This is a genomic window from Enterobacter cloacae complex sp. P47BA (assembly GCF_014930485.1).
GTDB classification, from domain to species: domain Bacteria; phylum Pseudomonadota; class Gammaproteobacteria; order Enterobacterales; family Enterobacteriaceae; genus Enterobacter; species Enterobacter bugandensis.
Genome location: NZ_JADBRF010000004.1, coordinates 133,474 through 148,018, shown reverse-complemented (window position 1 = coordinate 148,018; position 14,545 = coordinate 133,474). Strand labels below are relative to the sequence as shown.

Genomic DNA, 14,545 nt, shown 5'->3' with positions numbered 1-14,545 from the left:
CTGTGGGAGAGGGTTGGGGTGAGGGCATCAGTCCGCACAATTCAGAGGGAAAAACCATGCACACCACCCACAGCACATTTTCTCTCGCCGGCCTCACCCTCCACCGCATCACCTTCGCCCCCGCCACCTTCACCGACGCCGATCTCCTCTGGCTCCCGCATCACGCCCAGCTCGCTGACGCCGGACGTAAACGCAAGGCTGACCATCTGGCAGGACGCATCGCCGCCGCGCACGCCTTACCTGACCACACCGTTCCCGCCATCGGCCCCAGCGGGGAACCGCTCTGGCCGGACGGAATTTCCGGCAGCATCACCCACAGCGGCACGGAGGCGATGGCTGTCGTCGCGCCATACCCTGCGCTTATCGGTATCGATAGTGAAGCGATCCTCGCCGAAAATGAAGCAAGGGAAATCAAAGATGGCATTATAGATGCCCATGAAGAGCGTGTGATTTCCCGTTCCGGTTACCCGTTCGCCCTCGCCCTGACGCTGGTTTTCAGCGCCAAAGAGAGCCTGTTTAAGGCCCTCTTTCCGCAGGTGCAGGCTTACATCGGGTTTGACAGCGCGCGCGTCACCCTGCTCGACGATAACACGCTCACGCTGGCATTGACCCGTCAACTGTCAGGCTTTAACGAAGGCACCCCCTTCCCCCTGCACTGGCAACTGCGCGGCGAGCAGGCGATCACCCTGCTGTCACACGTTCCTGCCGACGCGCCTTCACGCTGGTCACCACAAACGTCACGATAAACACCACCGCGAACAGGACCACTATGGTCGGCGCGGGCGCGCTGTCGAGATAAAACGAGGCATACACGCCGCTGACCGACACCAGTACTGATACCGCCACTGCCACCAGCAGCGCCATGTGAAAGCGTCGGGCGATCAGCACCGCCACCGCGCCGGGGGCAATCAGCAGCGAAATCGACAGAATAATCCCCACCGCCTTCAGCGTCGCCACGATGGTCAGCGAAACCATGCACAGTAAGCCATAGTGCAGCCAGCGGGCGCGCAGGCCGCTCGCCTGCGCCTGCTGATAGTCAAAGCAGAACAGCAGGAAATCGCGCCATTTCAGGCCAATCACCAGCGCAATCAGCCCCGCGACGAGACCGCTTTGCAGAATGTCCATCCCGTTAATGCCCAGCATATCGCCGAACAGAATGTGGTCGAGATGCACCTCAGGTTTGACGGCGATATAGAGGATCAGCCCCGCGCCGAACATCCCGGAAAAGACAATCCCCATCACCGTATCCTGCTTGATCCGGCTATTGTCCTTGAGGTAGCCGGTGGCGACCGCGCAAAACAGACCGGCAACGAACGCGCCCAGCGCCAGCGGCAGGCCCATCACCCACGCCAGCACCACGCCGGGAAACACCGCGTGGCTCATGGCGTCGCCCATCAGTGCCCAGCCTTTGAGCACCAGAAAAACCGACAGCAGCGCGCAGGGCACGGCTACCAGAAGTGAAATCAGCAGCGCGTTGTTCATGAACGCAAACTGGAAGGGTTCAAGGAGCAGCGCCATCATGGGTGTGCCTCCTTCGCGCGACGACGGCTGGCGAGCAGCCCGTGCTTCGGCGCAAAAACGAACGCCAGCAGGAACAGCAGCGTCTGGGCGACCACAATAATGCCGCCGGTGGCGCCGTCCAGGTAATAGCTAGCCCACGCGCCGAGGAAGCTGGTGAGGCTGCCAATGGCGACGGCAATCATCAGCAGACGCGGGAAGCGGTCGGTGAGTAGCCACGCGGTTGCGCCGGGCGTAACCACCAGGCAAATCACCAGAAACGCGCCGACGGTTTGCAGCGCCGCCACGGTGGAGACCGCCAGCAGCGTGAAGAACAGTACCTTCAGGCGCTCCGGGCGCAGGCCGATGGCGCGGGCGTGGTTCTCATCAAAAAAGGTCACCATCAGATCTTTCCATTTGAACAGCAGGATAACCATCGACACCACGCCGATAATCGCCAGTTGGACGATATCCTCCGGGGCGATAGCCAGAATATTGCCGAGCACGATGGTCTGAATATTCACCGAGGTCGGGTTAAGCGAGACCATAAACAGCCCCATCCCGAAAAAGGAGGAGAAGATCAGCCCGATGATGGCGTCCTCCTTCAGGCGGCTGCGCTGGTTGAGAAACAGCATACTACCCGCCGCCAGCCCGCCCGATAAAAACGCCCCCAGCGAGAACGGCAGCCCGAGCATGTAAGCCCCCGCCACGCCCGGCACGATGGAGTGCGAGAGCGCATCGCCGATCAGCGACCAGCCTTTGAGCATCAGGTAGCAGGAGAGAAACGCGCAGAGCCCACCCACCATCGCCGAGACCCACATCGCGTTAAGCATGTACTCATAGCTGAAGGGTTCGAGAAGCGCGTTCATTTGGCCTCCTGCCGGTGCGTCACGAATGGCCGCTCGTCGTCGGTGATAATGCGCTCTTCAGAACCGCTGAGCACCACGTGGCGCAGCACGCCGCTGAAGGCGCGCTCAAGGTTTTCGGCGGTGAAGGTGGTTTCCGTCGGACCGCTCGCCAGCACGGTGCCTTTGACCATCACCGTGTAATCGCAAAACTCCGTGACCGAGCCCAAATTGTGGGTCGAGACCAGCATGGTTTTGCCCTCGTCGCGCAACTCGCGCAGCAGGCTGATGATTCTGGCTTCGGTTTTAACGTCCACGCCGGTAAACGGCTCGTCGAGCAGGATCACCTCGCCCTGCTGGGCAATCGCCCGCGCCAGGAAGACGCGCTTCTTTTGCCCGCCGGACAGCTCGCCAATCTGCCGATGGCGCAGCTCGAGCATATCCACGCGCTTCAGGGCGTCGGTCACGATCTGCCGATCCTGCGCTTTAGGCCGCCGCAGAAATCCCATATGCCCGTAGCGGCCCATCATCACCACGTCCTCGACCAGCACCGGAAACGACCAGTCGACCTCTTCCGACTGCGGCACGTAGGCGACCAGGTTCTGGCGCAGCGCCCGGTGAGGCGGCAGCCCATGGAGGGTGATAGTGCCGCTCGCCGCCCGCACAAAGCCCATCACCGCCTTAAACAGCGTGGACTTGCCGGAGCCATTCACCCCCACCAGCGCGGCAATCGATCCGCCGGGCACGCTGAACGACGCATTGCGCAGCGCCGTGTGGCCGTTGCGGTAGGTCACGGTTACGTCCGTGACGACAATCCCCTTCTGCATGGTCACTCCTTCATGCCGTCGCGAATGCCCTGCACCAGCGTGCGGGTGGTCACGTTCAGCAGATCGATATAGGTCGGCACCGGGCCGTTTTCCGCACTCAGGGAGTCAACGTACAGCACGCCGCCGTAGTGGGCGCCGGTTTCCCGCGCCACCTGACGCGCCGGCTTATCGGAGACCGTGCTTTCGCTGAATACCGCCGGGATGCGATGTTTCTTCACCAGATCGATCACCTTGCGCACCTGCTGCGGCGTCCCCTGCCGATCGGCGTTGATCGGCCACAGGTAAAGTTCCTTCATGCCCAGATCCCGCGCAAGATAGGAGAAGGCGCCCTCGCTGGTCACCATCCAGCGTTTGTCTTCCGGGATCTCCGCCACCTGCTTGCGCAGCGGTTCGAGGGTCGCGACGATCTTCTGCTTGTAGGCTTCAGCGTTACGTTGGTAGACCTGCGCGTTGGCCGGGTCGTACTTCACCAGCGCGTCGCGGATGTTATCAACGTAAATCAGCGCGTTGTCCGGCGACATCCACGCGTGCGGGTTAGGCTTGCCGTCGTACGGCCCCTCGCTGATGCCCATCGGGGTGATGCCCTGGGTGACAATCACCTCCGGCACGCCGTTCAGGTGCTGATAAAAACGCAGGAACCACAGCTCCAGGTTCATGCCGTTCGCAAGGATCAGCTGCGCCTTTTGCGCGCGCTTGATATCCCCCGGCGTTGGCTGGTACTCGTGGATTTCAGCGCCCGGTTTGGTGATGGAGGTGACTTCTGCGGCATCCCCCGCCACGTTTTTCGCCATATCCGCGATGACGGTAAAGGTGGTGATGACCTGGAACTTTTCAGCCGCCAGCGCGCCCGTGCTGGTCGTAGCCGTGAGCAGCGCGCCGAGCAACAGACGCTTTAATCCTTGCAGTGGGTGCATCGCAGAAGTCTCCTGAGGTGGTGAAATTCAAAGCAAAATTAGCCCGTGCTATAAGGTATAGCACAGGCTATATTTAAATGAAAATGGTTATCATTAAAGTTATGTCAATGAAGGGTGGGCCTGACGGCGCTTCGCTTATCAGGCCTACGGAAAAGCAGTTTTGAAGGCCGGGTAAGCGCAGCGCCACCCGGCATAAGGGCGACTCACAGCCCGGCAAGTGCCTTGTAAAATGCAGGATTCTCCCGAATCACATTAAGTACCTTCGCCGCCAGCCCGGTTGGATTGCGGCGTTTGGACTCCCAGCTCTTTATCGTATCGACGCTCGTGCCAAGCGCCTTCGCCATTTCGCTTTGCGTGATATTGAGCTGCTCTCTGATGGCACGCACATCAGCAACTTCATAGCGGGTTACTCGGGAAGCGGCTTTTCTTCCGTTATGGATCTCAACGGCCTCTTCAAGCGAAGATTTTAATTCATTAAAAATACTCATTATTAGCCTCCACCTGCCTGATTAGGGTACATAGTACACCTCTCATTTACGGCACTGGAAGCAGTATTTTTCAGAATGGAAGTCAGCTTTTTAAGTTCTGCTTTCTCTGCCTCTGTCAGGCTGTCCTTTATGCATTTTGGATAGGCCATAATGAAATAGATCACCTCCTCCGTGGCCAGAAAGTAAATCACTCTGATACCCCCTCTCTTTCCCTTTGAGGCTGCCGCCATCCTTATTTTACGTAAACCACCCGTCTGCTGGATCAGGTCACCTTTATCAGGCCACGCAATAAGTTCCTTTTGCAGATCCTTTAATTCATCATCCGTAGCAATGCTTTTAATCTGTCGGGTAAAGAGTGATGTTTCGATAAACTCTATCGCATGACTCATCCATAGTTCCTTCCCTAAACGCAGCAAAAGCCCGAATGCTTCAACACCAGGCTCATTCTGCATGGTTACTCTTCCTTGAGTAATGCTGCGCCAAATAACTGTATTTATATACAGCTTAAAGGTATTTTAAGAATCCGTTTAGACATCCGGGAACATCACGCTATTCCCCGGCGCTTCCCTGTGCAGATGGATAAAGTTCAGGTGCCGTTCATACTGGTCCAGAATATCCGTAATCACCTGCTCCTTGCTGTAATCCATCAGGTCATTCCCCTGGCTACCTTCCAGCAGGAACGTCTCCAGCCGGTAGTAGGTTGATTTCCCGCTGCGCGCCCGGTAGGTAAAGCCAGGTACCGAATACTGCTGCGGCCAGATCTGGTAGACAAAGTTCTGCTCGTCGCCCATGTGCACCAGCAGATCCAGATGTCCCAGATTTTCGCCCTCTTCCGGCGGCAGGTTTTTCAGCTCCACGTAGGCGCCGCGCAGCCTCAGCTCCTGCGCCACCTCTTCCATCGCCGGGTAGCAGATCGTCTCCATCATCTGTTTAGTGTAGCGCGTGCCCGGGTAGTTCATCAGGCGCGACAGGCGTTTCTTCCAGCTCAGCCTGTCCTGAGCGCCCATTGGCCGCGGCGCGGTGTCGCGGCTGGCGCTGACGCGGCGGTAGTCTTCCACTTTGAGCGATTTATACAGCCCGGCCATCACGAAGAAGATCACAAAGCTGAACGGCAGGCCCATGATCACCGTGGTGTTCTGCAGCGCCGAAATGCCGTTGGTCATCAGCATGCCGAGCGTCAGCAGGCCGATGGCGACGGACCAGAAGATGCGCAGCCAGTTCGGCGCGTCGCTGTTGATGTCTTTCAGCTTCGAGGTGAAGTTCCCCAGCACCAGCGCGCCGGAATCCGCCGAGGTGACGTAGAACAGCAGGCCGGTAATGGTCGCTACCGAGGCGCTAAAGGTAAACGCAGGGTACTGCGCCAGCAGGCTGTAGAAGCCGCGCTCCGGATGCGCCATCGCTTCCTGCGCGAAGGTCGCATTGCCGTGGATGATCTCATGCAGCGCGCTGTTGCCGAAAATCGACAGCCACAGCAGGGTAAAAGTGAACGGGATGATCAGGGTGCCCATCACAAACTGACGAATGGTGCGCCCGCGCGAAATACGCGCCAGGAACAGGCCAACAAACGGCGACCATGCGACCCACCACGCCCAGAAGAACAGGGTCCAGTTGTTCATCCACTCCACAGGGCGGTCAAAGGCGAAGCTGTTCAGCGTCATGCCCATGAAGCGGTTCACGTAGTCACCCACGTTCAGCACCAGGGCGTTGAGCAGGAACGACGTGTCGCCCATAAACAGCACGAACAGGATCAGGCCCAGCGCCAGCGCCACGTTCAGTTCAGAGAGCACGCGGATGCCCTTATCCACGCCGGAGGTCACCGAAATGGTGGCGATAATCACCGAGAGCGCAATCAGCGCCGCTTTCGCCGCCATCGAATCCGGAATATCAAACAGCACGCTCAGCCCGTAGTTGAGCTGCACCACGCCAATCCCGAGCGTTGTCGCGATACCAAAGATGGTGCCGATTACCGCCGCAATGTCGACGCTGTGGCCAATCGGTCCGTTAATTTTTTTACCGAAAATCGGATACAGCGCGGAGCGAATGGTGAGGGGCAAATTATAACGATAGCTAAAGTATCCGAGCGCCATGCCCATCAGGGCGTACATTGACCAGCCCGTCAGCCCGTAGTGGAACAGCGTCCAGACCATCGCCTGGCGCGCGGCCTCCATCGTCTGCCCTGTCCCTTCCGGCGGCTGCATATACTGCGTGACCGGTTCCGCCACGGAGAAGAACATCAGGTCGATGCCGATGCCCGCGGCAAACAACATCGCGGCCCAGCTCAGCAGGCTGAACTCGGGCTTCGACTGCTCGGGCCCGAGCTTCACGGAGCCGAAGCGCGAGCAGGCAATGCAGACGACGAAGACGATATAGAGCGTCGCCGCCAGCAGGTAGTACCAGCCGAAGGTCTTCGATACCCAGTTCAGGGTGCGGCCAATCCACTCGGCAGAAAAATCACGAAAGAAGATGGTCGTCAGGGAAAACAACAAAATCAGCCCGGCGGACGTATAAAAAACGACCGGGTTGATTTTGTCTTTTTCTCTGTCCTGTGAAAGGTCTGTCATCCAGTATCCCCACTGTTTTTGTAACTATTAAAATCCAAATCCGCAACAATTAAGACACATTTTATATTGAACGTCCAATCAAAAACCGCTTTAATGTATAACCAACGCTGATGAATGGAGTGGCAACAATGCCCAAAGTGGGGATGCAGCCGATCCGGCGCAGGCAGCTAATCGACGCCACGCTGGAAGCAATAAATGAAGTGGGAATGCATGACGCGACCATCGCGCAGATCGCCCGTCGGGCGGGTGTGTCCACGGGGATCATCAGCCACTATTTCAAAGACAAAAACGGTCTGCTGGAAGCGACCATGCGCGACATCACCGGCCAGCTGCGCGATGCGGTATTAAGCCGCCTGCACGCCCTGCCGGACGGCAGCGCGGAGCAGCGTTTGCAGGCGATTGTCGGCGGCAACTTTGATGAAACGCAAATCAGCAGCGCGGCGATGAAGGCCTGGCTGGCCTTCTGGGCGAGCAGCATGCACCAGCCGATGCTCTACCGTTTACAGCAGGTGAGCAGCCGCCGCCTGCTGTCGAACCTGGTGTACGAGTTCCGCCGTGTGTTGCCGCGCGAACAGGCTCAGGAGGCGGGCTACGGGCTCGCCGCGCTGATTGACGGGCTGTGGCTACGCGCTGCGCTGAGCGGCAAACCGCTGGATAAAACCCTGGCCCAGTCGCTCACCAGCCACTTTATCAGCCAGCATTTACCGACCGACTAACCGAGGAGAATTTATGTCCCGAATGGCAGAACAGCAGCTTTATATCAATGGTGGTTATACATCGGCCACCAGCGGTCGCACCTTCGAGACCATCAACCCGGCCAACGGTGAAGTTCTGGCGAGCGTGCAGGCCGCCGGGCGCGAAGACGTCAATCGCGCCGTAGAGAGCGCAAAGCGCGGGCAAAAAATCTGGGCGGCGATGACCGCCATGGAGCGCTCGCGCATCCTGCGTCGCGCCGTCGACATCCTGCGCGAGCGCAACGACGAGCTGGCAAAGCTGGAAACCCTCGACACCGGTAAGGCGTTTTCTGAAACCTCGACCGTCGACATCGTCACCGGCGCGGACGTGCTGGAGTACTACGCGGGGCTGATCCCGGCGCTGGAAGGCAGCCAGATCCCGCTGCGCGATACCTCGTTCGTCTACACCCGCCGCGAGCCGCTGGGGGTTGTGGCGGGTATCGGCGCGTGGAACTACCCGATCCAGATCGCCCTGTGGAAATCGGCCCCGGCGCTGGCGGCGGGCAACGCGATGATCTTCAAGCCGAGCGAAGTCACGCCGCTTACCGCCCTGAAGCTTGCGGAGATCTACACCGAAGCGGGCGTTCCGGACGGCGTGTTTAACGTCCTGCCGGGCGTAGGCGCGGAGACCGGCCAGTACCTGACCGAGCACCCGGGCATTGCCAAAGTCTCCTTCACCGGCGGCGTCGCCAGCGGCAAAAAGGTGATGGCTAACTCCGCGGCCTCCTCCCTGAAGGAGGTGACGATGGAGCTGGGCGGCAAATCCCCGCTGATTGTGTTTGACGATGCGGATCTGGATCTCGCCGCAGACATCGCCATGATGGCCAACTTCTTCAGCTCCGGCCAGGTGTGCACCAACGGCACCCGCGTGTTCGTACCCGCGAAATTTAAAACCGCGTTTGAGCAGAAAATCGTCGAGCGCGTGGGCCGCATCCGCGCGGGCGATCTGTTCGATGAACGCACCAACTTTGGCCCGATGGTCAGCTTCCCGCACCGCGACAGCGTGATGCGCTACATCGCCAAAGGCAAAGAAGAAGGCGCGCGGGTGCTGTGCGGCGGCGACGTGCTGAAGGGCGACGGGTTTGATAACGGCGCGTGGGTGGCCCCGACCGTGTTCACCGACTGCACCGACGAGATGACCATCGTGCGCGAAGAGATCTTCGGCCCGGTGATGTCCATCCTCACCTATGAAAGCGATGAAGAAGCCATTCGCCGCGCCAACGACACCGACTACGGTCTGGCGGCGGGCATCGTCACCGCCGATCTGAACCGCGCCCACGGCGCCATTCATCAGCTTGAAGCGGGCATCTGCTGGATCAACACCTGGGGTGAATCCGCTGCGGAGATGCCGGTTGGCGGCTACAAGCACTCCGGCATTGGCCGCGAGAACGGCGTGATGACGCTGCAGAGCTACACCCAGGTGAAGTCCATCCAGGTTGAGATGGGTAAATTCCAGTCCATATTTTAACCGGGAGGTTTATTTGCAATTTGACTACATCATTATCGGGGCCGGCTCTGCCGGCAACGTACTGGCTACACGACTGACTGAAGATCCGAACACCACCGTCCTGCTGCTTGAGGCGGGCGGGCCGGACTACCGTTTTGATTTCCGCACCCAGATGCCTGCCGCGCTGGCCTTCCCGCTGCAGGGCAAGCGCTACAACTGGGCGTACGAAACCGAGCCAGAACCCTTCATGAACAACCGCCGCATGGAGTGCGGACGCGGCAAAGGGCTGGGCGGCTCGTCATTGATCAACGGCATGTGCTACATCCGCGGTAACGCGATGGACCTCGACCACTGGGCGAAAGAGCCTGGCCTGGAGCACTGGAGCTACCTCAACTGCCTGCCCTACTACCGCAAGGCAGAGACCCGCGACGTGGGGCCGAACGACTACCACGGCGGCGACGGTCCGGTGAGCGTCACCACCTCTAAGCCGGGCGTAAACCCGCTGTTTGAAGCAATGGTGGAGGCGGGCGTGCAGGCGGGCTATCCGCGCACCGACGATCTCAACGGCTATCAGCAGGAAGGCTTCGGCCCGATGGACCGCACGGTCACGCCGCAGGGCCGACGCGCCAGCACCGCGCGCGGCTATCTGGACCAGGCCAAACCGCGTCCGAACCTGACCATCCGCACCCACGCCATGACCGATCGCATTATTTTTGACGGCAAGCGCGCGGTGGGCGTCGAGTGGCTGGAGGGCGAAAGCACCATTCCGTCCAAAGCGACGGCGAACAAAGAGGTGCTGCTGTGCGCGGGCGCCATCGCATCTCCGCAGATCCTCCAGCGCTCCGGCGTGGGCAACGCTGAACTGCTGAAGCAATTTGATATCCCGCTGGTACATGATTTACCCGGCGTGGGGGAAAACTTGCAGGATCACCTGGAGATGTACCTTCAGTATGAATGTAAGGAGCCGGTCTCCCTCTACCCTGCCCTGCAGTGGTGGAACCAGCCGAAGATTGGCGCGGAGTGGCTGTTTGGCGGCACGGGCGTGGGCGCGAGCAACCACTTCGAAGCGGGCGGGTTTATCCGCAGCCGCGAGGAGTTTGAGTGGCCAAACATTCAGTACCACTTCCTGCCGGTGGCGATTAACTACAACGGCTCGAACGCGGTGAAAGAGCACGGCTTCCAGTGCCACGTCGGCTCCATGCGCTCGCCGAGCCGCGGCCACGTGCGCATCAAGTCGCGCGATCCGCACCAGCACCCGGCGATCCTGTTCAACTATATGTCCCACGAGCAGGACTGGCAGGAGTTCCGCGACGCGATCCGCATCACCCGCGAGATCATGCACCAGCCCGCGCTGGACAAGTACCGCGGCCGTGAAATCAGCCCCGGCGTCGAGTGCCAGACCGACGAGCAGCTGGACGAGTTCGTGCGCAACCACGCCGAAACCGCGTTCCATCCGTGCGGCACCTGCAAAATGGGCTATGACGAGATGGCGGTGGTTGACGGTGAAGGCCGCGTTCACGGGCTGGAAGGATTACGCGTGGTGGATGCGTCGATCATGCCGCAGATTATTACCGGCAACCTCAACGCCACCACCATCATGATCGGCGAAAAGATTGCCGACGCCATTCGCGGGCGCGAGCCGCTGGCGAAGAGCACGGCGGCGTATTATGTGGCGAACGGGGCACCGGTCAGGCGCTGAGTTGCCTGACTACTTTCAACAATGGTTAGGAACTCAGTTTCATAGATTAAATTCCCCGGACGTCGCCACCGGGGATTTGTACCAATCAGAACGCATTGTCCCTGAGATGAAAAGAACGGGTAATGCGATCCCAAATCGCCACAAGCTCAGCGTCGCTATAGGCTGATGGGGGAGCAGTGTCGCTGCCTTCGGGTGGGATTTCGTTGCTTAACGTCAGATCAAGACTGGGATGCATGAAGTCTGCATTTGTCTCATTCGCTACGGCGGTAAACATGAGTTGTGCTGAGGGATTATCGGATAAGCTTGTCGGCGGGGCCGTAATCAGCCATTCACTGGCCGTGAAATCGGCAATCTGCGTTTCCCCCTTACGCAGCGTGCGTCCATTAATGCTGTTGATATAAGACTGAATTTCCCCGGTTCGCTCCAGCATGGTTGTGCTTTCTTTCAGAGCATTATTGCTCCAGACGATAAAAGAAAATGCCGAACTGTGCGGATAAATAAAGGTGATGTCTTCCTTTGGTTTTCCGTTCCCGTCACGGATAAACCCTTCTGAAATACAGGTGCCCGGGTGTGTCGGGATTTCATCATCTTTTCGCCCGCTCAGACGGGACATTAAGTCCTGTAGCTCTGCTAGTTTCTGAGGTTTGTTATTAATATGGCCAGGACTAACACCAGCATTGATAAAATCCTCCTTATCTTGTTGATATTTAGGATCTGATAAATCGATAATATCCTGACTGAGGATAAACGCTACCCCATCTATATACAGGTGCCCTTCCAGAGTGCGGCCATATCCTCCTTCACTCCCATTTCTATTCCGGTCAAATATCACCGCATTCTCATTGATCCGGTACACCTGCTTTAAGAAAGGCTGATCCACTGTCCTCACTGTATGCCCGTTCAGCAACTCCTGCTCTCGTAGCCGGATACGTTGTTCAAATGCCGGGCGATAAAGTCGCTTGCTGCTGATGCTGATCTCATTGATTTTGGCATCTTCGGTCCGGGTGTTTTCAAAAGAGGTCGGAACCTCAAACACATAGCGCCCCACGCACTGGGCTTTTGTGGAGGCAAACAGGGTATCAACCATACGTTTTTCCTTAGCAGTCAATTCTGGTGGCGTATGAACAAACGTCACAAAGTTGTGAATATAGAATCCTGCCGCCAGCAACAGCATCGCCAGCGGAATAAGCAGGGGAAACGGGAATTTTTTCATGGTGCCGGCACCTGCTGCACGATTTTTACCACCGAGCGGACTGTGAACATCAGGGCGTCGGACAGATCGCTGTAAACTGAACGGGAGCGATCTACAGGATCAACGGCATAGGCCCCTTCATGGTCAACATTGGTCGCCAGCACCCCAAGAATTCTGGGGGACCTGGTCCGGATCGCCTTTACTGGCACCGTGCCATCGCCGGGCGTTCCTGCGGAAATCAACTCAAAGGTTGTTCCTGCATCATACCGATATGTCGGTGACGATGGCTCTGGATAGCCCATCACCGGTACAGGCCGCAGAACAGGCCGTTCTTTCCACGTCAGAAAAGCATCAGACTTATTGTCTGCACTCGCGCCATAAAACAGCCAGGTCTGCGGGTGGTATTTTCCATTCAGTTTTTCAATGAATTCTTTAACTGGATTCTTTATCCGGTAAACAAAATCTTGCCACTCACTATTCGTATCCCCCAGCAGCAAATCCTTCTCACACAGCCGCCACCAGTCAGTTTTGTTCAGGTATATTTCCGTGTATGGATCGCTTTTTGGCAGAGATTGTTGCGTACCACCGCTCTCGATTTTCAGCCAGCCAGGACCGTAAGCCTTGCCCGGCAGCAACTGTAACGGACCGGGAGACTGGGCCAGGACAGGCACCAGTTTCTCGGCACTGTCCCCGATAATTATCCCGGTAATTCCCCGTTCGCCGGTTTTCATACGTCGATAAGCCGCTGGCGAGCCAAGGTCCGGCATCACCCCGTGGACAATCCCCAGAATATTGCCCTGACCGTTCATGTTTTCTGAATAATGCCGGGCAACCAGGCCTCCCATCGAATGGGTAACCAGAATGACTTTATCCACCGCGAGACGACCGTGATATAACCCCAGAACCTTGCTGATATATTGGCCAAGCAACGCCGCCGAATCAGCATTCGACTGTAGCCAGTTATAGCCAAAAACGTGAAGCGGGTATAAAAAGTGGTGGCAGTGCGCAGTTTCTTCTTCCGTCAGTACTTGCTCTGCAGGTTCGTCACCGATCCTTACACCGGTAAAACGCTGCCGCGCCGTTTGTAATTGCGCTTCACGGAAATAATTATCTAACAGGATATCGTCGTCACTGAGTAGATACTGCAACCGGTCAAGCGCCTCGCCGTAGCTCATATAAAACGCACTTCCCCACCCCCGTGCACGGCGGGACGGGAATTTTTTGCCATCTGCCCCCTCATTGAAGATATTCCCGCTGTCATCAACGGATGTGGTTTTTGGGTCCAGAAGCTGTTTTCTTTTCTCCGGGCCTGCTAACGGCCATTTTTTAAGCGATTCGACGCTGAACTGCCAGACTTTGTTGTCTTTATTTTTTAAATTTGACCCCATCACTCCTGGAATAAAAATGACCGGAATGATTTTATGCGGCGGCATAAGGCAAACCGCCACGTAATTATTTTCTTTTGGCTGGGAGATCAATTCATAATAAAACCGTCCATTGTCGTCCCAGATGGGCCGATGATAAGCACGATTTTCAGAGTCATCCATGAGTTAAGTTCCTGATATTGGAGATCCAGAAGGGCATTAGCGCATAAAACCCGCGAACAGAACTTAACCAAAATCAACTTTCAAATTCACTTTGCCCCCTTCCAAAAATATTTTCATCCTCCTGCATCCAGTTTTCATCAGCCCTCGTATATGAGTCTGCGAGCAACCCCTTTGCTCACCAATCCGAGGAAAGATGATGAAAAAGCTAACCCGTGTTGCATTCGTAACCAGCGCTTTACTCTTCTGTGCAGGCGCATCAGCCGCCATGACGTCAGGCTCCGTGATGGTGGGCGGAACGGAAATGTTCCCGAGCAAAAATATTGTTGAAAACGCCATAAACTCGAAAGATCACACCACGCTGGTGGCCGCCGTCAAAGCGGCTGGACTGGTGGATACGCTACAGAGCAAAGGGCCATTCACCGTGTTTGCGACGACCAATGCGGCGTTTGCGAAATTGCCTGCCGGCACGGTCGAGAACCTGGTCAAACCCGAAAACAAAGCCACGCTCACCAGCATTCTGACCTATCACGTGGTCGCCGGTAATTACGATATGAAAGCGCTGGAGCAGAAAATTAAACAGGGCGGCGGTCACGCGGAGCTGAAGACCGTTAACGGTCAACCGCTGTGGATCATGAGTAACGGCCCGCACAATATTCAGCTTAAGGACGGTAAAGGTAACGTGGCGAACATCAGCACCTATGACGTTCATCAGAAAAATGGCGTGATCGATGTGATTGATACCGTCCTGATGCCTAAGTAGTTGTCTATACTTCGGAAGTGTGACGTTGCCTTCC

13 protein-coding genes and 1 pseudogene are annotated in these 14,545 nt (G+C 57.4%); 5 read left to right on the top strand and 9 right to left on the bottom strand.

Annotated elements, in window-relative coordinates:
* Nucleotides 1-56: 56 nt before the first annotated feature.
* Nucleotides 57-746, top strand: coding sequence for an enterobactin synthase subunit EntD (entD, locus tag IM299_RS06775; RefSeq protein ID WP_193357214.1), 690 nt, complete (start codon nucleotides 57-59; stop codon nucleotides 744-746).
* On the opposite strand, the gene IM299_RS06770 is transcribed toward entD, so the two are convergent.
* From IM299_RS06770 to betT, 7 genes are all read right to left on the bottom strand, one after another.
* Nucleotides 682-1,521 carry a metal ABC transporter permease gene (locus tag IM299_RS06770; RefSeq protein ID WP_063438258.1) on the bottom strand — a complete coding sequence of 280 codons (840 nt, stop codon included), beginning with the start codon at nucleotides 1,519-1,521 and terminating at the stop codon, nucleotides 682-684. The two genes, entD and IM299_RS06770, sit on opposite strands and share 65 nt — an antisense overlap.
* Nucleotides 1,518-2,366 carry an iron/manganese ABC transporter permease subunit SitC gene (sitC, locus tag IM299_RS06765; RefSeq protein WP_041910961.1) on the bottom strand — a complete coding sequence of 283 codons (849 nt, stop codon included), beginning with the start codon at nucleotides 2,364-2,366 and terminating at the stop codon, nucleotides 1,518-1,520. The genes IM299_RS06770 and sitC overlap by 4 nt, the downstream gene beginning before the upstream one ends.
* The gene (gene sitB, locus IM299_RS06760; protein WP_047362701.1) at nucleotides 2,363-3,169 is read right to left on the bottom strand and encodes an iron/manganese ABC transporter ATP-binding protein SitB; all 807 of its coding nucleotides are present in this window, start codon (nucleotides 3,167-3,169) and stop codon (nucleotides 2,363-2,365) included. The genes sitC and sitB overlap by 4 nt, the downstream gene beginning before the upstream one ends.
* 2 nt (nucleotides 3,170-3,171) lie before the next feature.
* Complete coding sequence (locus IM299_RS06755; RefSeq protein WP_193357213.1) at nucleotides 3,172-4,083, bottom strand: metal ABC transporter substrate-binding protein; 912 nt, start codon at nucleotides 4,081-4,083, stop codon at nucleotides 3,172-3,174.
* Between the two features lie 203 nt (nucleotides 4,084-4,286).
* A complete protein-coding gene (gene nadS, locus IM299_RS06750) occupies nucleotides 4,287-4,571 on the bottom strand; it encodes a NadS family protein (protein WP_041910964.1) in 285 nt (94 codons plus the stop codon).
* Between the two features lie 2 nt (nucleotides 4,572-4,573).
* A complete protein-coding gene (locus tag IM299_RS06745; protein ID WP_041912044.1) occupies nucleotides 4,574-4,960 on the bottom strand; it encodes a type II toxin-antitoxin system RelE/ParE family toxin in 387 nt (128 codons plus the stop codon).
* 138 nt (nucleotides 4,961-5,098) lie between these two features.
* Entirely contained in the window at nucleotides 5,099-7,132 is a 2,034-nt protein-coding gene (gene betT, locus IM299_RS06740; protein WP_193357212.1) for a choline BCCT transporter BetT, read from the bottom strand.
* A gap of 128 nt (nucleotides 7,133-7,260) precedes the next feature.
* Between betT and betI the strand changes: the two genes are divergently transcribed.
* From betI to betA, 3 genes are read left to right on the top strand one after another with little or no spacing between them, the layout of a single operon-like run.
* Complete coding sequence (gene betI, locus IM299_RS06735; protein WP_041910966.1) at nucleotides 7,261-7,848, top strand: transcriptional regulator BetI; 588 nt, start codon at nucleotides 7,261-7,263, stop codon at nucleotides 7,846-7,848.
* Nucleotides 7,849-7,861: 13 nt separating this feature from the next.
* On the top strand, nucleotides 7,862-9,334 hold the full coding sequence (betB, locus tag IM299_RS06730) for a betaine-aldehyde dehydrogenase (RefSeq protein ID WP_193357211.1): 1,473 nt from the start codon (nucleotides 7,862-7,864) through the stop codon (nucleotides 9,332-9,334).
* 13 nt (nucleotides 9,335-9,347) lie between these two features.
* On the top strand, nucleotides 9,348-11,012 hold the full coding sequence (gene betA, locus IM299_RS06725) for a choline dehydrogenase (RefSeq protein ID WP_193357210.1): 1,665 nt from the start codon (nucleotides 9,348-9,350) through the stop codon (nucleotides 11,010-11,012).
* Between the two features lie 157 nt (nucleotides 11,013-11,169).
* Here betA and IM299_RS06720 read toward each other — a convergent pair.
* Together IM299_RS06720 and IM299_RS06715 are read right to left on the bottom strand one after the other, a co-directional pair.
* Nucleotides 11,170-12,099 (bottom strand): annotated as a pseudogene (locus tag IM299_RS06720) (T6SS immunity protein Tli4 family protein); the annotation flags it as partial.
* A 122-nt stretch (nucleotides 12,100-12,221) separates the two neighbouring features.
* Complete coding sequence (locus IM299_RS06715; protein ID WP_193357208.1) at nucleotides 12,222-13,751, bottom strand: triacylglycerol lipase; 1,530 nt, start codon at nucleotides 13,749-13,751, stop codon at nucleotides 12,222-12,224.
* A 196-nt stretch (nucleotides 13,752-13,947) separates the two neighbouring features.
* Between IM299_RS06715 and IM299_RS06710 the strand changes: the two genes are divergently transcribed.
* A complete protein-coding gene (locus IM299_RS06710) occupies nucleotides 13,948-14,511 on the top strand; it encodes a fasciclin domain-containing protein (RefSeq protein WP_193357238.1) in 564 nt (187 codons plus the stop codon).
* The last annotated feature ends 34 nt before the right edge of the window (nucleotides 14,512-14,545 follow it).

Bases quoted from the DNA above. Each gene is read 5' to 3' on its own strand.
- entD (WP_193357214.1), top strand. From the start codon at position 57: ATGCACACCACCCACAGCACATTTTCTCTCGCCGGCCTCACCCTCCAC.
- IM299_RS06770 (WP_063438258.1), bottom strand. From the start codon at position 1,521: ATGATGGCGCTGCTCCTTGAACCCTTCCAGTTTGCGTTCATGAACAAC.
- sitC (WP_041910961.1), bottom strand. From the start codon at position 2,366: ATGAACGCGCTTCTCGAACCCTTCAGCTATGAGTACATGCTTAACGCG.
- sitB (WP_047362701.1), bottom strand. From the start codon at position 3,169: ATGCAGAAGGGGATTGTCGTCACGGACGTAACCGTGACCTACCGCAAC.
- IM299_RS06755 (WP_193357213.1), bottom strand. From the start codon at position 4,083: ATGCACCCACTGCAAGGATTAAAGCGTCTGTTGCTCGGCGCGCTGCTC.
- nadS (WP_041910964.1), bottom strand. From the start codon at position 4,571: ATGAGTATTTTTAATGAATTAAAATCTTCGCTTGAAGAGGCCGTTGAG.
- IM299_RS06745 (WP_041912044.1), bottom strand. From the start codon at position 4,960: ATGAGTCATGCGATAGAGTTTATCGAAACATCACTCTTTACCCGACAG.
- betT (WP_193357212.1), bottom strand. From the start codon at position 7,132: ATGACAGACCTTTCACAGGACAGAGAAAAAGACAAAATCAACCCGGTC.
- betI (WP_041910966.1), top strand. From the start codon at position 7,261: ATGCCCAAAGTGGGGATGCAGCCGATCCGGCGCAGGCAGCTAATCGAC.
- betB (WP_193357211.1), top strand. From the start codon at position 7,862: ATGTCCCGAATGGCAGAACAGCAGCTTTATATCAATGGTGGTTATACA.
- IM299_RS06715 (WP_193357208.1), bottom strand. From the start codon at position 13,751: ATGGATGACTCTGAAAATCGTGCTTATCATCGGCCCATCTGGGACGAC.
- IM299_RS06710 (WP_193357238.1), top strand. From the start codon at position 13,948: ATGAAAAAGCTAACCCGTGTTGCATTCGTAACCAGCGCTTTACTCTTC.